Below are 20,212 nucleotides of genomic sequence, written 5' to 3' on the forward strand. Positions count from 1 at the left end.
ACCGGGAAGGCCCCGGACCCCTATGAGGGGTCCGGGGCCTTCCCCGTGTCGTTGTCGGCCCGGAGTCGTCAGTGCCCGTAGAAGAGGCGCTCGAAGACGGCGCGGGCCTTGCGGGTGGTCCGCAGGTAGTCCTCCTCGAGCCGCCCGGCGCCCCCGTGCTCGTAGCCGCACCAGCGGGCCACCGCCTCGAGGTCGGCCCGCTTCGAGGGCAGGGCGTCGGAGCGGCGCCCGGTGCGCAGGACGTTGCCGTTGCGCACCGCGGTGGCGAGCCGCCACGCGGCGGACAGGGCCGTGGCGTCCTCGGCCGTGACCAGGCCCGCCTCCTCCGCGGCGTGCAGGGCCAGCAGGGTGCTCGTGGTCCGCAGTCCCTGGACGCGGTGCCCGTGCTGGAGCTGCAGCGTCTGGACGAGCCACTCGACGTCCGAGAGACCGCCCCGCCCCAGCTTCACGTGCCGGGACGGGTCCGCGCCGCGCGGCATCCGCTCGTTCTCGACGCGGGCCTTCATCCGCCGGATCTCGAGCAGCTGGCGCTCGGTGAACTCCTCCGGGTAGCGGCGCGGGTCGATGACGCGCCGGAAGGAGTCGGCCAGCTCGTCGTTGCCGGCCACGGGCAGGGCCCGGGTGAGGGCCTGGAACTCCCAGGTCTGCGCCCACCGGGCGTAGTACTCGGCGTAGGAGTCGACGGAGCGCACCATGGGCCCCTGCTTGCCCTCGGGGCGCAGGTCGTTGTCGATCTCCAGCACCCGTTCCGCCACGATGGGCGGCGTGCAGGGCGCCTTGAGCAGCTGCACCATCCGCTGCAGCAGCCTCTCGGCCTGCTCCCGGGCCGCCGCGGGGTCCGCGTCCCCCACCGGGGCGTAGACGTACATGACGTCGGCGTCGGAGCCGTAGCCGATCTCCCGCCCGCCCTGCCGGCCCATGGCCACGACCAGGACGTCGGCGAGCCGCCCGTCCCGCTCGTAGATTTCCCGCTCCGCCACGTGCAGGGCGCCCAGGATGCAGGCCCGGTCGATGTCGGACAGCGCCTCCACGACCTGCTCGACCTCGAGCAGCCCGGAGGTGTCCGCGAGCGCCACGCGCAGCTCCTCGCGGCGGCGGATCAGCCGGATCATCCGCACGGCCTCCCCGGGGTCGGGGTGGCGGGCCATCTGGGCGCGGATCTCGCTCCACAGCGTCTCGAAGGGCACCGGGCAGAGCTCGTCGTCCTGGCCGAGCCAGGCGGTCGCCTCCGGGGAGTTCTCCAGCAGGTCGGTGACGTACCGGGAGCTCGAGAGGATCTGGCACAGCCGCTCCGCGGCGGCGTTCGAGTCGCGCAGCAGCCGCAGGAACCACGGGGTGGTGCCGAGGGACTCGGAGAGCCGCCGGAAGCCCAGCAGACCGGCGTCGGCGTCGACCCCGTCGGCCAGCCACTGCAGGAGCACGGGCAGCAGGGTGCGCAGGATCTCGGCCCGCCGGCTGACGCCGCGGGTGAGCGCCTCGATGTGCCGCACCGCGGCCTTCGGGTCCCGGTAGCCGAGCGCGGCCAGCCGGTCCCGCACCGACTCCGGCGAGAGCTGGGTGTCGGTGTCGGGCAGGTGCGCGAGGGCCGCGAGCAGCGGCCGGTAGAAGATCCGCTCGTGCATTCCCCGCACGCTGCGCTTGATCCTGCGCCACTCCTCGAGCAGCGAGTCTCCGGAGGGGCGGGCGGTGTCGGCGGCGCCGCGCAGCGACCGGGCGATGACCGTGAGCTCCCGCTCCGCGCGCGGCATGAGGTGGGTGCGGCGCAGGCGGAACAGCTGGATGCGGTGCTCGAGCAGGCGCAGCCAGCGGTAGTGGGCGGAGAACTGCTCGCTGTCCTGGCGGCCGATGTAGCCGCCCTCGGAGAGCGCGGTGAGGGACTCGGTCGTGGCCTGCGTCCGGACCCGCTCGTCCGTGCGCCCGTGCACCAGCTGGAGGAGCTGGACGGTGAACTCGACGTCGCGCAGACCGCCGGGGCCCAGCTTGATCTGGCGCTCGCCCTCAGCGGCCGGGATGTTGTCGGTGACCCTGCGCCGCATGGCCTGCACGGACTCGACGAAGCCCTCGCGCGCGGAGCTGCGCCACACGAACGGCTCGATGGCCTCCCGGTAGGCCGCCCCGAGCTCCGGGTCCCCGGCGACGGGGCGGGCCTTGAGGAGGGCCTGGAACTCCCAGGACTCGGCCCACCGTTCGTAGTAGCGCACGTGCGAGTCCAGGGTGCGCACGAGCGGGCCGTCCTTGCCCTCGGGCCGGAGGTTGGCGTCCACCTCCCAGAGGGGCGGTTCGGTGCCGCGGGACATGAGCGCACGGGCGGTGCCGGTGGCGAGGGCCGTGCCGATGACGGTGGCCTCCGCCCCGTCCAGGGGCTCGGCGCCCTCCGGGTCCTCGACGGCCATGACGTGCACGACGTCGACGTCGGAGATGTAGTTCAGCTCCCGCGCGCCGCACTTGCCCATCCCGATCACGGCGACCCGCACCCGGTCGACGGTCTCGGGGGCCCAGGTGCCGGCCGCCTCCGCACGGGACACGGCGAGCGCCGCCTCGAGGGCCGCGGCGGCGAGGTCGGCCAGCTGACGGCCGACGGCGGGCATGTGGTCGGCGGGGTAGAGCGCCCCGACGTCGCGGATGGCGATGCGCGCGAGCTCCCGCCGGTAGGCGACGCGCAGGGCGCTGCAGGCGGTGTCACCGGTCTCCGCCGCCACCGGGGTGCGTGCGGCGGGGTCCGCGCCGACCGACGTGAGCAGCGCGGCGCGGAACTGCTCCGCGGGGATCTCCTCGGGCTCGGCGGCGGCGGGCTCGGCGAGCAGGTCCAGGTGCTCGGGGCGCCGGAGCAGGAACTCCCCGAGCGCCTCGGAGGCCCCCAGCAGCCGGAACATGGTCTCGGAGGCCTCCGGGCCGGCGTTGATCCGCTCGGCGAGCTCCGGGGAGCCCTCGAGGAGGCGGACGGTGAGCTGCAGGGCGACGTCGGGCGACGCCGCCAGCGAGAGCCCCTCCAGGAGCCGGTCCAGGTCGACCTCGGCGAGCTCGGGGAAGCCGAGCCAGCGCTGGGCGTTGCCCGTGTCGGCGAAGCCGACCTTGATGAGCCGCCCGGACGCGACGGGATCCGTGGCGGCGGCCGACTGGGGAGGGTGTGTCATGGGACGGTCCGTCCGGGTCAGAGGATGCCGAGGTTGTTCTTGAGCTCGAAGTGGGTGACGACCCGGCGGTAGTCGTTCCAGTCGCGGCGCTTGTTGCGCAGGAAGTAGTCGTAGACCTGCTCCCCGAGCAGCTCGGCCATGAACTCCGACTCCTCGGTCTCCCGGATGGCGTCGTACAGGCTCGAGGGCAGCGGGTTGTGGCCGAGGGCGCGACGCTCCGCGGAGCTCATCGCCGCGACGTCGTCGAGCTCGACCGGCGGGAGCTCGTACTCGTTCTCGATGCCCCGCAGGCCCGCGGCCAGCAGGGCGGCGTAGGAGAGGTAGGGGTTCGTGGCGGAGTCGATGCCGCGGTACTCGATCCGCGCGGCCTGCACCTTGTCCGGCTTGGACAGCGGCACCCGCACGAGGGCGGAGCGGTTGTTGTGCCCCCAGGACTGGTAGGACGGCGCCTCTCCCCCGCCCCACAGCCGCTTGTAGGAGTTGACGAACTGGTTGGTCACCGACGTGAACTCGGGGGCGTGCCGCAGGATGCCGGCGATGAAGTGCCCGGCGGTGCGGGAGAGCCGGAACTCGGAGCCGGCCTCGAAGAAGGCGTTGGTGTCCCCCTCGAACAGCGAGAAGTGGGTGTGCATGCCCGAGCCGGGGTGCTCCGTGAACGGCTTCGGCATGAAGGTCGCGTAGAGGCCCTGCGAGAGCGCGACCTCCTTGATCACCGTGCGGAACGTCATGATGTTGTCGGCGGTCTGCAGGGCGTCGGCGTAGCGCAGGTCGATCTCGTTCTGCCCGGGGCCCGCCTCGTGGTGGGAGAACTCGACGGAGATCCCGACGGCCTCCAGCATGCTCACGGCCTTGCGGCGGAAGTCCTGCACCACGCCGCCCGGCACGTGGTCGAAGTAGCCCTCGTGGTCCACGGGGGTGGGCTGGCCCTCGGCGTCGAGGTCCGCGGACTTCAGCAGGTAGAACTCGATCTCCGGCGCCGTGTAGCAGGTGAATCCCATGTCCGAGGCCTTCTCCAGGACGCGCTTGAGCACGCCGCGCGGGTCCGAGGAGGAGGGCTCGCCGTCCGGGGTGAGGATGTTGCAGAACATCCGCGCGGTGGGCTCCGTCTCACCGCGCCAGGGCAGGATCTGGAAGGTGGAGGGGTCCGGCTGCAGGAGCATGTCCGCCTCGGAGACCCGCGACAGTCCCTCGATGGAGGACCCGTCGAAGCCCAGTCCCTCCTCGAAGGCCGCCTCGACCTCGGCGGGGGCCAGGGCCACCGACTTGAGGCTCCCGACGACGTCCGTGAACCACATGCGCACGAAGCGGACGTCGCGCTCCTCGATGGTCCTGAGGACGAACTCCTGCTGACGGTCCATGGTTGCCTTCCTCGTCTTCCTGCCCGCGGCTCCGGCCGCCCGCGCGTGCTGTGCCGGCCGGGCACGACTGCTGTCCCGCCCACTCTAACGCGCGGCCCCGCCGCGTCCGCCGGGCGGGACGGGCGGGGCCGGACGCGCCCGATAGGGTGGGGCCATGACCCAGGAGACACCCCGCCCGTCACCGGGCGCGCTGGACGTGCGCCGGGTGCGCACGCACCACCTGCGCGAGGCGAAGCGCCGCGGCGAGAAGTTCACGATGCTCACGTGCTACGACGCCCTGACGGCCGGGATCTTCGACGCGGCCGGGGTCGACTCGCTGCTGGTGGGCGACTCCGCGGGCAACAACGTCCTGGGCCACTCCAGCACCCTGCCCGTCACGGTGGACGAGCTGCTGCCGCTGTGCCGGGCCGTGTCCGGGGCCGCCGAGCGCGCCTTCGTGGTGGTGGACCTGCCCTTCGGCTCCTACGAGGCCTCCCCCGAGCAGGCGGTGTCCACCGCGGTGCGCTTCCTCAAGGAGGGCGGCGCGCACGCGGTGAAGCTCGAGGGCGGGGCGTGGTTCGCCCCGCACGTCGAGGCCATGGTCCAGGCGGGGGTGCCCGTGGTGGCGCACATCGGCTTCACCCCGCAGAGCGAGCACGCCCTGGGCGGGTACCGGGTGCAGGGCCGCGGCGACGCCGCGGACGCGCTCGTCGAGGACGCCCGTGCCCTCGAGGCCGCCGGGGCCTTCTGCGTGCTCATGGAGATGGTCCCCGCCGAGGCCGCCGCGACCGTGGACGCCGCGCTCGAGGTCCCGACCATCGGCATCGGCGCCGGCGCCGCCACCACCGGGCAGGTGCTGGTGTGGCAGGACATGCTGGGCCTGCGCCGGGGTCGGATGCCGCGCTTCGTCCGGCAGTACGCGGACCTCCACGGCGTGGTCTCCGAGGCCGTGGGCCGCTACGTCGAGGACGTCCGCTCGGGGACCTTCCCGGGCCCGGAGCACGGTTTCTGAGCGGCCCCAGCGGACGCGGTGCCCCCGGCGCCCGGCCGCTCAGCCCTCGTCGAAGGCGCGGTCCTCCTCGTCCCACTGCCGAGTGCGCTCCGCGGCGAGCTTCAGGGCGTTCTGCGCCTCCTCGCGCGTGGCGTAGGGCCCGAGCAGCTTGCGGTAGTCCGACTGCGGGCCCTCCTCCACCTGGTGGGTGTAGACGTTGAACCAGTACTCGCTCATGACCTCTCCTCTCGTCGGCCGCCGGGCCGGACGACCGGGCCGGCTCCGTGCCCGGGGCGCTAGGGTAGATCCTAGGCCCGGACCGGCCCGGACGGGGCCGGCACACCCGATCCAGGAGGTCCAGACCCCCGTGCCCACGCACAACCTCACCGCGCCCGCCCCCGGCGGCACCGCTCCCGTCGGGACGCTCGTGCCCGGCTCCGTGACTCCCGGCCGGCCCGTGCCGGCCGCCATCCCCCGCCCGGAGTACGTCGGCCGGGCGGAGCCGGACGAGGGCCGCGGCGGGAACGTCTACACCCCGGACGAGATCGAGCTCATCCGCGAGGCGGGCCGGATCGCGGCCCGCGCCCTGCAGGAGGCCGGCCGGGCCGCCGTGCCCGGCACCACCACGGACGAGCTCGACCGGATCGCCCACGAGTACATGTGCGACCACGGGGCCTACCCCTCGTGCCTGGGCTACCGGGGCTTCCCCAAGTCCATCTGCACGTCCCTCAACGAGGTGATCTGCCACGGCATCCCCGACTCCACGGTGCTGGAGGACGGCGACATCATCAACCTGGACGTCACGGCCTACAAGAACGGCTTCCACGGCGACACCAACCGGATGTTCCTGGTGGGCGAGGTCGACGAGGAGTCCCGGCTGCTGGTCGAGCGCACCGAGGAGGCCCTGAACCGGGCCGTCAAGGCGGTCCGCCCGGGCCGCGAGATCAACGTCATCGGCCGGGTCATCGAGAAGTACGCCCGGCGCTTCGACTACGGCGTGGTGCGGGACTTCACGGGACACGGAGTGGGCCGGGAGTTCCACTCCGGGCTGATCGTCCCGCACTACGACGCCGCGCCCTCCTACGCCACCCCCATGGTCCCCGGCATGGTCTTCACGATCGAGCCCATGCTGACTCTGGGCACGATCCAGTGGGAGCAGTGGGACGACGACTGGACCGTGACGACCCGCGACCGGCGGCGCACCGCGCAGTTCGAGCACACCCTGGCGGTCACGGAGGACGGGGTGGACGTCCTCACGCTTCCGTAGCCCCTGCCGTAGACTGCCCCCTGATCATCCGACCACGGCCCCACGAGAGGACCGCTCCATGACCACACCAGACCGCGACGCCGCCGCCGTCCCGAACCGCCGCGTGATCGGCATCGACTTCGGCGGCACCGGGACCAAGGGCGGGATCGTGGACCTCGACACGGGCGAGCTCGTCGGCGAGCGCTTCCGGATCCCCACGCCCCGCCCCGCCACGCCGGAGAAGGTCGCCGAGGTGGTGGAGCAGATCGTCGCGGAGCTGCAGTCCCGCCCCGAGGCCCCCGCCCCGGACTCGCCGGTGGGCATCGTCTTCCCGGCGATCATCAAGGAGGGCGTCGCGCTGTCCGCGGCGAACATCGACAAGTCCTGGATCGGCACGAACGTCGACGCGCTCATGACCGAGCGGCTCGGCCGCCCGGTCGAGGCGCTCAACGACGCCGACGCCGCGGGGCTGGCCGAGGCCGTCTACGGCGCCGGGCAGGGGGTCAAGGGTCTGGTCATCGTGATCACGCTGGGCACGGGGATCGGTTCCGCGCTGATCCTCAACGGGAAGCTCGTGCCCAACGCCGAGCTGGGCCACCTGGAGATCGACGGCCACGACGCCGAGACCAAGGCGTCCGCCGCCGCGCGCGAGCGCGAGGACATGCCGTGGAAGAAGTGGGCGACCACCCGGCTGCAGCGCTACTTCAGCCACGTGGAGTTCCTGTTCTCGCCCAACCTCTTCGTCGTCGGCGGCGGGGTGTCGAAGAAGGCGGAGAAGTTCCTCCCCTTCCTCGAGCTGCGCACGCCCGTGAAGGTCGCCGAGCTCCGCAACAACGCCGGCATCGTGGGCGCGGCCCTGTGGGCCGGCATCCCGCACGAGCCGGAGAGCTGAGCCCGGTCCCGACGACGACGCCCGGTCACCTCCACGTGGAGGTGACCGGGCGTCGTCGTCGAAACCGGAAGGTCCTGCGGGCACGAAAAAACCCGCCGGGAGCCGCGGCTTCCCCTCCGCGACTCCCGGCGGGAGCTTGTGGTCCTACTCTACGGCTCCGCCGCGGCCTGCGGCAAGAGACACGCCGGGACGGGCCGGACGGAGCCGGGGCGGCCCGAGCGGGGGTCAGAGCAGCCGCGGCTGGGAGACGCCCTCGACCCCCTTGCCGCGCGGACGCCGGCCGGGGCGCCGCTTGGCGGCGCCGATCGGCTCCACGGTGGCGGGGATGGTCTGCTGCCCGGACTGCTCGGCCTGCTGCCGGCGCAGGAGGTCGATGGCCTCCTCGAAGTCCCCCAGGCCGTCGAAGGCCTGGTAGACGCTGGCGAAGCGCAGATAGGCCACCACGTCCAGCCGGCGCAGCGGGGCCAGGATCGCGAGCCCCACCTCGTGGGCCTCGATCTCCGCGGCGCCCAGCGCCCGGATCGTCTCCTCGACCTCCTGGGCCAGCATCGCGAGGTCGTCCTCGCTCACCGGCCGGCCCTGGCAGGCCTTGCGCACCCCGTTGACGATCTTCTGCCGGTCGAAGGGCTCGGTGACGCCCGAGCGCTTGATCACCGAGATGGTGGTGGTCTCGAGCGTGGTGAACCGCCGGCCGCACTCGGAGCACTGGCGGCGGCGGCGGATCGCCGTCCCGTCGTCCGTGGTGCGGCTGTCCACGACGCGGGAGTCGGTGTGACGGCAGAACGGGCAGTGCACGGTCGGATCAGCTCCCGGTGCGGATCGTGATGGCCGTGCCGTGCGCGGGCAGGTCCTCGGAGCGGGCGACGGCCACGATGTCCTCCCCGATCCGGGACAGCGCGTCCTGGGTGTACTCGACGATCTGCACGGCCTTCATGAACGCGGTGGTGGACAGGCCCTGGGCGTGCACAGCCGTCCCGCCCGTGGGCAGCACGTGGTTCGAGCCCGCCGCGTAGTCGCCGAGCGGGACGGGGCTGTAGGGGCCCAGGAAGATGGCCCCCGCGTTGCGCACGCGGGCCGCGACCTCCTGCGGGTCGGCGGTGTGGATCTCGAGGTGCTCGGCGGCGTAGGCGTCGGCCACGGCGATCGAGGCGTCGAGGTCGTCGGTGAGCACGATCCCGGACTGCGGGCCGGACAGGGCGGTGCTGATCCGCTCCCGGTGCTTCGCCCCGGGCACCTGCCCGGCGAGCTCCGCCGCGACCCGCTCGGCGAGCTCCGGCGAGTGGGTGATCAGGACGGCCCCGGCGGCGGGGTCGTGCTCGGCCTGGGAGATCAGGTCGGCGGCCACGTAGGCCGGCACGGCGGTGTCGTCGGCCAGCACCGCGATCTCCGTGGTCCCCGCCTCGGCGTCCACGCCGACCACGGAGCGGAGCAGGCGCTTGGCCGTGGCCACGTAGACGTTGCCCGGGCCGGTCACGGTGTCGACCGGCTCGAGGACGTCCTCGCCGTCCGTGACCCCGTAGGCCATGGCGGCCAGCGACTGGGCGCCGCCGATGGCCCAGACCTCGTCCACGCCGAGCAGCCCGGCCGCGGCGAGGATCGTGGGGTGCGGCAGGCCGCCGAACTCCTTCTGCGGCGGGCTGCACAGCACCACCGAGCCGACCCCGGCGGCCTGGGCCGGGACGACGTTCATGACCACGGACGAGGGGTACACGGCCAGCCCGCCGGGCACGTACAGGCCCGCCCGGCGCAGGGGCGTCCACCGGTGCACGAGCACGGCGCCCGGAGCGACCTCGACCCGGGCGTCGGCCGGGCGCTGCGCCCGCGCGAAGGCCCGGGTCCGCTCGATCGCGGTCTCCAGGCCCCGGCGCACGGCGGGGTCCAGCTCCTCGACGGCCCGGCGGATCTCGGCGGGGTCGACGCGCAGGGAGGCCTGCTCCACCCCGTCGAAGCGCTGCGCGTAGCGGCGCAGGGCCACGGCGCCCTCGGTGCGGACCGCGGCGAGGATCTCCTCCACGGCCTGCTGCGCCGAGGCGAGCGACGTGGAGCTCTGCCGGGGCACGGCCGCCCGCAGCTCGGACCAGGACAGGTGCCGGCCGCGCAGGTCGATCGTTCGCAGGGCGGGAGTCGTGGTCGTCTCAGCAGTAGTCACGCCTCCCATGGTATTCCACCGCGCCGCCCGGCCGCGGGCGCCGGGTCCAGCGCTCGGCCGCCCGGTGGCTCAGACCTCCAGGCAGGTCGGGCCGAGCAGGACCTTGAGGTCCCCGAACAGGGCGGGCGAGGGGTTCACCCGCAGGTCCGGGCCCAGGCGCAGCACCTGCACCTTCTGCCGCGTCTCGAGGTGGATGCGCACCTCGGAGTCCCCGCGGTGGTTGCGCAGCACCGCGCCGATCTCCTTGACCGTCTCCTCCGTGGCGCGGAACTCGGGCAGGGCGATGAGCACGGGTCCGCTGTGCCCGTCCGCGGAGAGCTCCGGCACGGTGAGCTCCTGCGCGGAGATCGTCACCGAGCCGTCGTCCCGGCGCTGCAGCCGGCCCTTGATCACGCAGATCAGGTCCTCGGCGAGCACGCCCGCGATGGGGGCGTAGGCCTTGCCGAAGAACATGACCTCGATCGAGCCCGTCCGGTCCTCGAGCTCCACCCGCGCGTAGGCGTTGCCCGAGGTCTTGGCGATCCGCCGCGACAGGGAGGTGATCATGCCCGCCACGGTCACGACCGCGCCGTCGGGCCGGCCGTCCTCGCCCAGCAGCGGCTGGATCGAGGTGTCGGCGTACTGCCCGAGCGCCTCGTCGAGGCCGCGCAGCGGGTGGTCGGAGACGTAGAGGCCGAGCATCTCGCGCTCGAAGGCCAGCAGGTCCTTGCGCTCCCACTCGGGCACGTCCGGCACCGCGACGGTCAGCGACGTGGTGGGGTCCTCGTCGTCCAGGCCCATGCCGCCGAAGAGGTCGAACTGTCCGGCCGCCTCCTGGCGCTTGACGGCCACCGTGGCGTCCACGGCCTCCTCGTGGCAGAGCACGAGCCCGCGCCGGGTGTGGCCCAGCCGGTCGAAGGCGCCCGCCTTGACCAGGGACTCGATGGTGCGCTTGTTGCACACCACGGCGGGGACCTTGGCGAGGAAGTCGTTGAAGGAGGTGAAGGCGCCGTGCTCCTCCCGGGCCTCGACCATCGCGCTGACCACGTTGGCGCCCACGTTGCGCACCGCGCCCATGCCGAAGCGGATGTCGGTGCCCACCGGGGTGAAGTTCAGCGCGGACTCGTTGACGTCCGGGGGCAGCACGGTGATGCCCATCCGGCGGCACTCCGTGAGGTACAGGGCGAGCTTGTCCTTGTCGTCGCCCACCGAGGTGAGCAGCGCGGCCATGTACTCGGCCGGGTAGTGCGCCTTGAGGTACGCCGTCCAGTAGGACACGAGACCGTAGGCCGCGGAGTGGGCCTTGTTGAACGCGTAGTCCGAGAACGGGAGCAGGATGTCCCACAGGGCCTTGATGGCGGCCTCGGAGTAGCCGCGCTCGGCCATGCCGCCGTGGAAGCCCTCGTACTGCTTGTCCAGCTCCGACTTCTTCTTCTTGCCCATGGCGCGGCGGAGGATGTCCGCCTGGCCGAGCGAGAAGCCCGCGACCTTCTGGGCGATCGCCATGACCTGCTCCTGGTAGACGATCAGGCCGTAGGTGGTGTTGAGGATCTCCGCGAGCGGCTCCTCGAGCTCCGGGTGGATCGGGGTGATCTCCTGCTGGCCGGTCTTGCGCAGCGCGTAGTTCGTGTGCGAGTTCGCGCCCATGGGACCCGGGCGGTACAGCGCGATGACCGCGGAGATGTCCTCGAAGTTGTCGGGGCGCATGAGCTTGAGCAGCTGGCGCATGGGCCCGCCGTCGAGCTGGAACACCCCGAGGGTGTCGCCGCGGGCCAGCAGCTCGTAGGACTCGGCGTCCTCGAGCCCGAGGTTCTCGAGGTCGAGGACGAAGCCGTCCTGGTTGAGGGTGATGTTCTCGAGGGCGTCGGAGATGATCGTGAGGTTGCGCAGGCCCAGGAAGTCCATCTTGATCAGCCCGAGCCCCTCGCACGTGGGGTAGTCGAACTGGGTGATGACCTGCCCGTCCTGCTCGCGGCGCATGATCGGGATGATGTCGATCAGCGGGTGCGAGGACATGATCACGCCGGCCGCGTGCACCCCCCACTGGCGCTTGAGCCCCTCGAGGCCCTCGGCGGTCTCGAAGATCTTCTTCGCCTCGGGGTCCTGCGCGAGCACCTCGCGCAGCTCGTCGGCCTCGCCGTGGCGCTTGGCGGAGTCGTCGTAGACGTCCTTGAGGGAGATGCCCTTGCCCATGACGTCCGGCGGCATGGCCTTGGTGAGCTTCTCCCCCATCGAGAAGGGATAGCCGAGCACGCGCGAGGAGTCCTTGAGCGCCTGCTTGGCCTTGATGGTGCCGTAGGTCACGATCATGGCCACGCGCTCGTCGCCGTACTTCTCGGTGACGTAGTGGATCACCTCGGAGCGGCGGCGGTCGTCGAAGTCGACGTCGAAGTCGGGCATGGACACGCGGTCCGGGTTGAGGAAGCGCTCGAAGATCAGCCCGTGCTCCAGCGGGTTCAGCTCGGTGATGCGCATGGCGTAGGCGACCATGGAGCCGGCCCCGGAGCCACGGCCCGGGCCCACCCGGATCCCGTTGTTCTTGGCCCAGTTGATGAAGTCGGCCACCACCAGGAAGTACCCGGGGAAGCCCATCTGCAGGATGATGCCCTTCTCGTAGTCCGCCTGCCGCTGGACGTCCTCGGGGATCCCGCCGGGGAAGCGGTGGTGCAGGCCCCGCTGCACCTCCTCGACGAACCAGGACTCCTCGTCGTGGCCCTCGGGGGTCGGGAAGCGGGGCATGTAGTTCGCCGAGGTGTCGAACTCCACGTTGCACCGCTCCGCGATCTCCAGGGTGTTGTCGCAGGCCTCCGGGAAGTCGCGGAAGAGCTCCCGCATCTCCGCCGGGGACTTCAGGTAGAACTCGTCGGCGTCGAACTTGAACCGCTTCGGGTCCGCCAGGGTCGAGCCGGACTGCACGCACAGCAGGGCCGCGTGGGACTTCGCGTCCTCGGCGTGGGTGTAGTGCAGGTCGTTGGTGGCCACGAGCGGCAGCTGCAGGTCCTTGGCGAGCCTGAGCAGGTCCCCGGTGACCTGCTTCTCGATCCCCAGGCCGTGGTCCATGAGCTCGCAGTAGAAGTTCTCGGCGCCGAAGATGTCGCGGAACTCCGCCGCGGCCTGCCGGGCCTCCTGGTACTGGCCCAGGCGCAGCCGGGTCTGGACCTCCCCGGAGGGGCAGCCGGTGGTGGCGATCAGTCCCTTGCCGTAGGTGCTGAGCAGCTCCCGGTCCATGCGCGGCTTGTACAGCTGGCCCTCGAGCGACGCGAGGGACGAGGCGCGGAACAGGTTCTGCATGCCCTGGGTGGTCTCCGCGAGCAGCGTCATGTGCGTGTAGGCGCCGCCGCCCGAGACGTCGTCCCGGCCGCCGTCGGCGAACTTCACGCGGGTGCGGTCGGAGCGGGCGGTGCCCGGCGTCAGGTACGCCTCCACGCCGATGATGGGCTTGATCCCCGCGTTGCGGGCCTTGTTCCAGAAGTCGAAGGCGCCGAAGACGAAGCCGTGGTCGGTCGTCGCGAGGGAGGTCATCCCCTGTTCGTGGCAGGCCTCGAAGAGGTCGTCGAGCCGTGCCGCACCGTCGAGCATGGAGTACTCGGTGTGCACGTGCAGGTGGGTGAAGCTGTTCTTGCCGGTCGCCGTCGTCACCCGACCAGTGTAGTGGCCCGCACCGATCCCGCCGCCCCGCCGGCAGGGGCCCGGCGGGACGGCGCGACCGGGCCCGGAGCGGCGGCGCCCCGGACGGCGGCGGCGCCCCGGACGGCGGCGGTGCCCCGGACGGCGGCGGTGCCCCGGACGGGGGGCGGCCGCACCGGGACGTCCCGGCCCCCGTCCGGGAGGCGGGCTCAGGCGGGCCCGCCGTCGCGCAGCGTCTCGAGGGCGAAGGAGAGGTCCGGCGGGTACGGGCTCCCGTACTCGACGAGCTCGCCCGTCCCGGGGTGCTCGAAGCCCAGCCGCACGGCGTGCAGCCACTGCCGGGTGAGCCCGAGGCCGGCCGACAGCGCGGGGTCCGCGCCGTAGGTGAGGTCGCCGCAGCACGGGTGGCGCAGCGCCGAGAAGTGCACCCGGATCTGGTGGGTGCGGCCGGTCTCCAGGTGCACCTCCACGAGCGCCGCCCGACCGAAGGCCTCCAGCACCTCGTAGTGGGTGATCGACGTCCGGCCGCCCTCGACCACGGCGAAGCGCCAGTCGTAGCCGGGGTGGCGGCCGATCGGGGCGTCGACCGTCCCGCGCAGGGGGTCCGGCAGGCCCTGGACCACGGTGTGGTAGACCTTCGTGACCGTCCGCTCCTTGAACGCGCGCTTGAGCGCGGTGTACGCGCGCTCCGTGCGGGCCACGACCATCAGCCCGGACGTGCCGACGTCGAGCCGGTGCACCACGCCGGCCCGCTCGGGGGCCCCGGAGGTGCTCACGGTGACGCCCGCGCCCGCGAGCGCGCCGACCACGGTCGGCCCCTTCCAGCCCGGCGAGGGGTGCGCGGCGACGCCGGGGGGCTTGTCGATCACCACGATGTCGTCGTCCAGGTGCACCACGCGGAAGTCCTCGACGAGCTGGGGCACGATCCGTGCCGGGTCCTCGGGCACGGGCACGTGCACGGTGAGCGTCTGGGAGGCCTCGACCCGGAAGGACTTGGCGACCGGCCGGTCGCGGTGCAGCACCCGGCCCTCCGCGCAGAGGCCGGCGGCCGCGGAGCGCGAGAGTCCCGTCAGGGCGGCCACGGCGGCGTCCGCGCGGTGGCCCTCGAGCTCGGGCGGGACGGTGAAGCGCTCCGGCACGTGCTCCCCGGGATCAGCCACGGGGACCCTCCTCCGGCGAGGCCTCGAGCCGCTGCGCGTCCGGGCCGGGCGAGCCCGTGCGGGTGCCGTCGAGCTCCCGCCCGAGCAGGGTCAGGAGCACCACGAGGGACACGCCCACGACCACTCCGCAGTCGGCGATGTTGAAGATCGCGAAGCGCGGCACGGCGATGAAGTCCACGACGTGCCCCACCCCGAAGCCCGGCTCCCGCAGCAGCCGGTCGGTCAGGTTGCCCAGTGCCCCGCCGAGGACCAGGCCCAGGGCGAGGGCCCAGGCGCTCGAGCGGACGCGGCGGAGGGTGAGCACGATGAGGACCGAGACGACCACCATGACCAGGGTGAACACCCAGGTGATGTCCTCGCCCAGGGAGAACGCGGCGCCGGGGTTGCGGATGAACTGCCACCACAGCAGGCCCTCGACCACGGGGGTGCGCTCGCCCAGCGTCAGGTGGGAGACCACCCACCACTTGGTCAGCTGGTCCGCGGTGTAGACGAGCAGCGCGGCGAGGGCCGCGAGGAGCAGGACGCCCCGCGGCACCCCGGGCTCGGGTGCGCCGGCGGGGACTTCGGGCGGCTCGCTCATGCTCTCCTCGGGTGACGGTTCGGGGTTTTGGGTCCGGCCCGCGGAGCCGGCCGGCGGGACCGCGGTCCCGCTCCATGGTGCCACGTCCGCCCGGGGACGCCCCGGGACGGGCGACGACGGAGGGACCGGCACGTGGCCGGTCCCTCCGTCGGTGCTGCGCCGCGGCCCGGTGGTCAGGCCTGCTCGGTCCGGACCGCGCCGGTGGCGCCGTCCGCCGTCGGCGCGGGCTCGAGCGACGGGGTGGTGTCCAGGTCCTGCAGCTGGTCCTGGATGTAGGTCTTGAGGTTGGTGCGGTAGTCCTGCTCGAAGGTGCGCAGGCCCGAGACCCGGGACTGCAGCTCGGCCTGCTCCTCCTTCAGCGCGGTGAGGGTCTCCTCGCGCGTGCGCTGGGCGTCGGTGACGAGCTCCTCGGCCCGGTCGCGGGCCTCGCCGATGATCCGGTCGCGCTCGGCCGTGCCCTCGGCGACGTACTCGTCGTGCAGCTTCTGGGCCATCGCCAGGACGCCGGCCGCGGACTGCGCCGCGCCGGAGGCGGGCGCGGTCTCCGCCGGGGCGGTCTCCGCCGGGGCTGTCCCGGCGGCACCGGTCGCCGGCAGCTCGGTTTCGGCGGGCGCGGCCGGCCCGGCCGCCTCCTGCGGGGCGCCGCCGGCGGCCTCACCGGTGGACGGCGCGCCGGCGGTGTCCTCCGCGCCGGGGAGGCCGGGCTCGGAGACGGGCGAGGGCGTGGAGTCCTTGGGGGCGACGGGCTGCCCGGCGGCCTCGAGCTGCTGCTTGAGGTCCGTGTTCTCCTGGTTCAGCCGGCGCAGCTCCACGACGATCTCGTCGAGGAAGTCGTCGACCTCGTCCTGGTCGTAGCCCTCCCGGAACTTGGTGGGCTGGAACCGCTTGTTGATGACGTCTTCGGGCGTCAGGGCCATGAGTGCATTCCTTCGTGGGCGGGGCGCGGGCGCGGCCCGCGGCGGGGGATCCGTCCGACCGGGGCCGGGGCGGCACGGTGGCCGGCACCGGGTGGTCGTGCGGTTACAGCGTACAGGCCGGTCCTCGGCCGGACCGGCGGGACGTCCGGCGGAGCGCCGGGTCAGATCAGCATCGAGCCGATGATGCCCTGGACGATGCTGACGGCGAAGATGAGGATGAGGAACCCGAGGTCCAGCGACACCCCGCCGAAGCGCAGGGGCGGCACGATCCGGCGCAGCCACCGCATCGGCGGGTCGGTCACGGTGTACACGGCCGAGGCCCCGACGAGGGCGGCTCCGCGGGGCCGCCAGTTGCGGGCGAACATCTGCACCCAGTCGAGGACGAGGCGCGCGAGCAGCGCGACGTACACGAGGTGCAGCGCCAGGTACAGCACGGAGAGCAGAAGGTCCATCGGTCCGCCTCAGTCCTCCTGCTGGTCGTCGGTCTCGTCCTCGCCGCCGGCGGGGTGCCCGACGACCTCCACGTAGGACGGGGTGAGCAGGAAGACCTTGCCGGTCACCCGTTCGATGGAGCCGTGCAGGGCGAAGACCAGGCCGGCGGAGAAGTCCACCAGGCGCTTGGCCTCGGCGTCGCCCATGTCGCTGACGTTCATGATGACGGGCGTGCCCTCGCGGAAGGCCTCCCCGATGGACTTGGCGTCGTTGTAGGAGCGGGGGTGGACCGTGGTGATGGTGCGCAAGGTCGAGCTGTCCTCTCGAGAGCTGGAGGGGGCGCGTTTGATGGGGGTGACCGGCGCCCGGTACTCGGCCGACCGGCGCGGCACGGCCACCGCGGTGGACTCGTGGGCGCGGGCCTCGCGCGGCTCCTCGCGGACCGCGACGGCGGACTGGTGCTCCTGGCGGGACGGCGTCGGGTCGTCGTAGTCCTCGTCCGTCTCGGCGAGGCCGAGATAGATCATGGTGCGGCGCAACGCTCCGGCCATGGTGCTCTCCTTGACTGTCTGTGCGGATATCGGCGGTGGGGGGAGTTCCGGGATCCTGGGACCGCCTGCGCCCGTCGTGCTGCCCGGAACGCGGTACGGCCCCGGCCCCGCAGGGCCGTCCTCCAAGCTATCCTACGGGCGCCCGGGGGCCGAGGATATCGGAGCCGACGCGCACGTGCGTGGCTCCCCGGGCGATCGCCTCCTCGAGGTCCTGGCTCATGCCCGCGGACACCGCCGTGGCCTCCGGCAGCGTCCGCCGCAGCTGCTGCGAGAGCTCCCGGAGCCGGTCGAAGGCGGGCCCCGGCGGCGCCCCCAGCGGGGCGACGGCCATGATCCCGCCGGCGCGCAGCCCCTCGGTCCCGGCGATCTGCTCGGCGAGCCCGACGACGTCCTCGGGGCGGGCTCCCCCACGGCGCTCCTCCGCGTCCAGGGAGACCTGGACGAGGCACGTGAGGTCCTGGTCCGCGCACGGCCCGGGCGCCGCGTCACCGGCCGCCACGGCCTCCCGGTGCCGCTGGACCGCCTTGCCGAGGGCCGTGACCAGGGAGGCCCGGTCCACGGAGTGCACCCAGGACGCGTAGCGCACGACCGACTTCGCCTTGTTGGACTGGAGCTGGCCCACGAAGTGCCAGGTGAGGGGACCGTCCACGAGCCCGGCCACCTCCCGCGCCTTCGCGGCGGCCTCCTGGTCCCGGTTCTCGCCGACGTCCCGGACGCCGAGCCGGTGCAGCCGGGCCACGTCCGCGGCGGGGAAGAACTTCGTGACGGCGACCAGCACGGGCTTCTCGGCCGCCCCGCCGCGCTGCGCCGCGGCGGTGATCCGTGCGCGCACCCGCTCGAGGGAGCGGGAGAGCTCGAGGGTCCGCGGGTCGTTCGCGCCGCCGGCGGCGGCCGGGTCCGCGCTCACGCCGCGTCCCGTCGGCGGGGACCGGCGCCCCAGACGAGACCGACGATGCGGCCGGATCCGGGGTCCCGCCGGTGCGAGGACAGGTGCTCGTTCTCGAGGGTGCAGGAGGAGCCCGCGGCCCCCGTCGGCTCGACGACGCCGACCCCGAGGGCGGACAGCCGCTCCCGGGCCCCGCCGCGGAGGTCGAGGGCCGGGGTGCCCCAGGACGTCGTGGCGGCGACCGCGGGGATCCGCGCGGCGGCCTCCTCGCGCATGGCCGCGGGCACCTCGTAGCAGCTCCCGCAGATCGACGGGCCGAGCCAGGCCGAGAGCCCGCGCGCGCCGCGGCCCCGCAGCTGCTCGACCGCGCGCTCGAGCACGCCGTCGAGCAGGCCGCGGCGGCCGGCGTGCGCCACGCCGGTGACCGGGCCCCGCGGGCCATCCCCCACCAGGACCACGGGCACGCAGTCGGCGACCATCACGGCCAGCGGCACGCCCGTCGCCGTGACGGCGGCGTCCGCGGTCGGCACGGCCGGGCGGTCCTGCCGGTCGGCGTCCAGGACGGCGGTGCCGTGCACCTGGTCGAGGAACACGAGGGCCCCGCCGGCCACGCCGATCGTCCGCTCGAGCGCGGCGCGGCGGGAGCGCACCGCGTCCGGGTCGTCGCCCGTGTGCAGCGCGAGATTGCCCGCGCCGCGGTCCGTGAACGCCACCCGGACGCCCTGCGCGACCTCGTCCTGCCACCAGAACACCGGGGCCTCCTGCCGTGTCTCGTCGTGCCGCCGCCGGGGACCGGCGGCGCGGTTAAAGCGCCCGGGGGCGGACGCGGGTGCTCCGCGTCCGCCCCCGGGGCGCGGAACTCACTTCAGGAAGTCGGGGAAGTCCAGGGAGTCCTTGCGCGCGGAGCCCGCCCCGGCGCCGGCTTCGGCCTCGGCGGGCAGGTCGACGTCGAAGCCGGCGTCGTCGGGCACGTCGTCGTTCTGCACCGGCTGCGCCCACCGCTGCGCGGTGGAGGGCTGGCCGAAGGACGGGGCGCCGCCGCGCTGGGGCGCGCGCCCCAGGCCGGCGGGCTGGCCCGCGCCGGAGCCGAAGGCCGCGCGCGTGGTCGCGGCCTGCTGGGCGGCCGCGTTGGTGTTGTTGGCGTTGGTCTCGGGGCTCACCGAGTCGAAGCCCGCGGCGATGACCGTGACGCGGGCCTGGTCGCCCAGCGCGTCGTCGATGACCGCGCCGAAGATGATGTTCGCCTCCGGGTGGGCGACCTCCTGGACCAGGCGGGCGGCCTCGTTGATCTCGAACAGGCCGAGGTCGGAGCCGCCCTGGATGGACAGCAGCACGCCGTGGGCGCCGTCGATGGAGGCCTCCAGCAGCGGGGACGCGATCGCGAGCTCGGCGGCCTTCACCGCGCGGTCCTCGCCCTGTGCGGCGCCGATGCCCATGAGCGCGGAGCCGGCGCCCTGCATCACCGACTTCACGTCCGCGAAGTCGAGGTTGATCAGGCCCGGGGTGGTGATCAGGTCGGTGATGCCCTGCACGCCCGAGAGGAGCACCTGGTCCGCGGACTTGAAGGCGTCCAGCATGGACACGTTCCGGTCCGAGATGGAGAGCAGCCGGTCGTTGGGGATCACGATGAGGGTGTCGACCTCGTCGCGCAGCGTCTCGATGCCGTTCTCCGCCTGGTTGGACCGGCGCCGGCCCTCGAAGGTGAACGGGCGGGTGACGACGCCGATGGTCAGGGCCCCCAGGGAGCGCGCGATCCGGGCGACCACGGGGGCGCCGCCGGTGCCGGTGCCGCCGCCCTCGCCGGCGGTCACGAAGACCATGTCGGCGCCCTTGAGGACCTCCTCGATCTCCTCGTGGTGGTCCTCCGCCGCCTGGCGCCCCACGTCGGGGTTGGCGCCGGCGCCCAGGCCGCGCGTGAGCTCGCGCCCGACGTCGAGCTTGACGTCGGCGTCGCTCATCAGCAGGGCCTGCGCGTCCGTGTTGATCGCGATGAACTCGACGCCGCGCAGCCCCTCCTCGATCATCCGGTTGACGGCGTTGACGCCGCCGCCGCCGATTCCGACGACCTTGATGACGGCCAAGTAGTTCTGGGGGGTGGAGGAGTCCATGGGTACCTAACTTGAGATGGTTCGGGTCCGGAAACGCATGCTGTTCCTCGACCTTCGATCGAAGGTCGAACATCAGGCCGTCAGCTGCTGTCCCGGGAGGTTCGATGTCGAGGTCAAGCCTAACAACCACGGGGAGCACCTGCACGACAAGCCATACCGCTTTCGACACTTTTCGCCAAAACCGCACGTCGCACGGCCCTGGGGCGCTTCCTTCGACCTCTGG

General features: G+C 73.2%; 17 protein-coding genes. 3 read left to right on the forward strand and 14 right to left on the reverse strand.

All coding sequences use genetic code 11. The features are described from left to right. Positions 1-68: 68 nt before the first annotated feature. Positions 69-3,134: a bifunctional [glutamine synthetase] adenylyltransferase/[glutamine synthetase]-adenylyl-L-tyrosine phosphorylase gene (locus ACPYN7_RS06355; protein WP_424347066.1), complete on the reverse strand. Its 3,066-nt coding sequence runs from the start codon at positions 3,132-3,134 to the stop codon at positions 69-71. 17 nt (positions 3,135-3,151) lie between these two features. Beyond that, a complete protein-coding gene (gene glnA / locus ACPYN7_RS06360) occupies positions 3,152-4,492 on the reverse strand; it encodes a type I glutamate--ammonia ligase (protein WP_058873701.1) in 1,341 nt (446 codons plus the stop codon). 154 nt (positions 4,493-4,646) lie between these two features. Between glnA and panB the strand changes: the two genes are divergently transcribed. Beyond that, on the forward strand, positions 4,647-5,483 hold the full coding sequence (gene panB / locus ACPYN7_RS06365; RefSeq protein WP_424347067.1) for a 3-methyl-2-oxobutanoate hydroxymethyltransferase: 837 nt from the start codon (positions 4,647-4,649) through the stop codon (positions 5,481-5,483). Positions 5,484-5,522: 39 nt separating this feature from the next. Here the strand turns inward: panB and ACPYN7_RS06370 are convergent, their stop codons facing one another. Continuing rightward, positions 5,523-5,699, reverse strand: coding sequence for an SPOR domain-containing protein (locus ACPYN7_RS06370; protein ID WP_157571329.1), 177 nt, complete (start codon positions 5,697-5,699; stop codon positions 5,523-5,525). 130 nt (positions 5,700-5,829) lie between these two features. On the opposite strand from ACPYN7_RS06370, the gene map reads away from it, so the two are divergent. Beyond that, on the forward strand, positions 5,830-6,729 hold the full coding sequence (gene map, locus ACPYN7_RS06375; RefSeq protein WP_424347068.1) for a type I methionyl aminopeptidase: 900 nt from the start codon (positions 5,830-5,832) through the stop codon (positions 6,727-6,729). A gap of 58 nt (positions 6,730-6,787) precedes the next feature. After that, entirely contained in the window at positions 6,788-7,600 is an 813-nt protein-coding gene (gene ppgK / locus ACPYN7_RS06380) for a polyphosphate--glucose phosphotransferase (protein ID WP_058873704.1), read from the forward strand. A gap of 225 nt (positions 7,601-7,825) precedes the next feature. Here ppgK and nrdR read toward each other — a convergent pair whose 3' ends face one another. From nrdR to ftsZ, 11 genes are all read right to left on the reverse strand, one after another. Continuing rightward, entirely contained in the window at positions 7,826-8,395 is a 570-nt protein-coding gene (nrdR, locus tag ACPYN7_RS06385; RefSeq protein WP_082697017.1) for a transcriptional regulator NrdR, read from the reverse strand. Positions 8,396-8,402: 7 nt separating this feature from the next. Beyond that, a complete protein-coding gene (gene hisD / locus ACPYN7_RS06390) occupies positions 8,403-9,758 on the reverse strand; it encodes a histidinol dehydrogenase (protein ID WP_424347069.1) in 1,356 nt (451 codons plus the stop codon). Between the two features lie 60 nt (positions 9,759-9,818). Next, positions 9,819-13,367: a DNA polymerase III subunit alpha gene (dnaE, locus tag ACPYN7_RS06395; protein ID WP_058873706.1), complete on the reverse strand. Its 3,549-nt coding sequence runs from the start codon at positions 13,365-13,367 to the stop codon at positions 9,819-9,821. A 197-nt stretch (positions 13,368-13,564) separates the two neighbouring features. Next, complete coding sequence (locus ACPYN7_RS06400; protein WP_058873752.1) at positions 13,565-14,494, reverse strand: RluA family pseudouridine synthase; 930 nt, start codon at positions 14,492-14,494, stop codon at positions 13,565-13,567. 13 nt (positions 14,495-14,507) lie between these two features. After that, the gene (gene lspA, locus ACPYN7_RS06405; RefSeq protein WP_424347070.1) at positions 14,508-15,095 is read right to left on the reverse strand and encodes a signal peptidase II; all 588 of its coding nucleotides are present in this window, start codon (positions 15,093-15,095) and stop codon (positions 14,508-14,510) included. Between the two features lie 173 nt (positions 15,096-15,268). Continuing rightward, positions 15,269-16,012: a DivIVA domain-containing protein gene (locus ACPYN7_RS06410; RefSeq protein WP_424347071.1), complete on the reverse strand. Its 744-nt coding sequence runs from the start codon at positions 16,010-16,012 to the stop codon at positions 15,269-15,271. 161 nt (positions 16,013-16,173) lie between these two features. Next, positions 16,174-16,464 carry a YggT family protein gene (locus ACPYN7_RS06415; RefSeq protein ID WP_058873709.1) on the reverse strand — a complete coding sequence of 97 codons (291 nt, stop codon included), beginning with the start codon at positions 16,462-16,464 and terminating at the stop codon, positions 16,174-16,176. A 9-nt stretch (positions 16,465-16,473) separates the two neighbouring features. Further along, on the reverse strand, positions 16,474-16,995 hold the full coding sequence (locus ACPYN7_RS06420) for a cell division protein SepF (protein WP_298586808.1): 522 nt from the start codon (positions 16,993-16,995) through the stop codon (positions 16,474-16,476). Between the two features lie 127 nt (positions 16,996-17,122). After that, positions 17,123-17,902, reverse strand: coding sequence for a YggS family pyridoxal phosphate-dependent enzyme (locus tag ACPYN7_RS06425; protein WP_424347072.1), 780 nt, complete (start codon positions 17,900-17,902; stop codon positions 17,123-17,125). Continuing rightward, positions 17,899-18,633: a polyphenol oxidase family protein gene (locus tag ACPYN7_RS06430; protein ID WP_058873712.1), complete on the reverse strand. Its 735-nt coding sequence runs from the start codon at positions 18,631-18,633 to the stop codon at positions 17,899-17,901. Before ACPYN7_RS06430 ends, ACPYN7_RS06425 begins: the two co-directional genes overlap by 4 nt. Positions 18,634-18,741: 108 nt before the next feature. Further along, positions 18,742-19,989 carry a cell division protein FtsZ gene (ftsZ, locus tag ACPYN7_RS06435; RefSeq protein ID WP_058873713.1) on the reverse strand — a complete coding sequence of 416 codons (1,248 nt, stop codon included), beginning with the start codon at positions 19,987-19,989 and terminating at the stop codon, positions 18,742-18,744. Positions 19,990-20,212: the final 223 nt, after the last annotated feature.

This window comes from Kocuria sp. CH-021 (assembly GCF_049716185.1).
In the GTDB taxonomy this organism is placed as follows: Bacteria; Actinomycetota; Actinomycetes; order Actinomycetales; family Micrococcaceae; genus Kocuria; species Kocuria cellulosilytica.

Coding starts and splice junctions, on each gene's coding strand:
- ppgK (WP_058873704.1), top strand. CDS start 6,788: ATGACCACACCAGACCGCGACGCCGCCGCCGTCCCGAACCGCCGCGTG.
- ACPYN7_RS06355 (WP_424347066.1), bottom strand. CDS start 3,134: ATGACACACCCTCCCCAGTCGGCCGCCGCCACGGATCCCGTCGCGTCC.
- ACPYN7_RS06370 (WP_157571329.1), bottom strand. CDS start 5,699: ATGAGCGAGTACTGGTTCAACGTCTACACCCACCAGGTGGAGGAGGGC.
- ACPYN7_RS06420 (WP_298586808.1), bottom strand. CDS start 16,995: ATGGCCGGAGCGTTGCGCCGCACCATGATCTATCTCGGCCTCGCCGAG.
- hisD (WP_424347069.1), bottom strand. CDS start 9,758: ATGGGAGGCGTGACTACTGCTGAGACGACCACGACTCCCGCCCTGCGA.
- ACPYN7_RS06410 (WP_424347071.1), bottom strand. CDS start 16,012: ATGGCCCTGACGCCCGAAGACGTCATCAACAAGCGGTTCCAGCCCACC.
- lspA (WP_424347070.1), bottom strand. CDS start 15,095: ATGAGCGAGCCGCCCGAAGTCCCCGCCGGCGCACCCGAGCCCGGGGTG.
- panB (WP_424347067.1), top strand. CDS start 4,647: ATGACCCAGGAGACACCCCGCCCGTCACCGGGCGCGCTGGACGTGCGC.
- ftsZ (WP_058873713.1), bottom strand. CDS start 19,989: ATGGACTCCTCCACCCCCCAGAACTACTTGGCCGTCATCAAGGTCGTC.
- ACPYN7_RS06415 (WP_058873709.1), bottom strand. CDS start 16,464: ATGGACCTTCTGCTCTCCGTGCTGTACCTGGCGCTGCACCTCGTGTAC.
- glnA (WP_058873701.1), bottom strand. CDS start 4,492: ATGGACCGTCAGCAGGAGTTCGTCCTCAGGACCATCGAGGAGCGCGAC.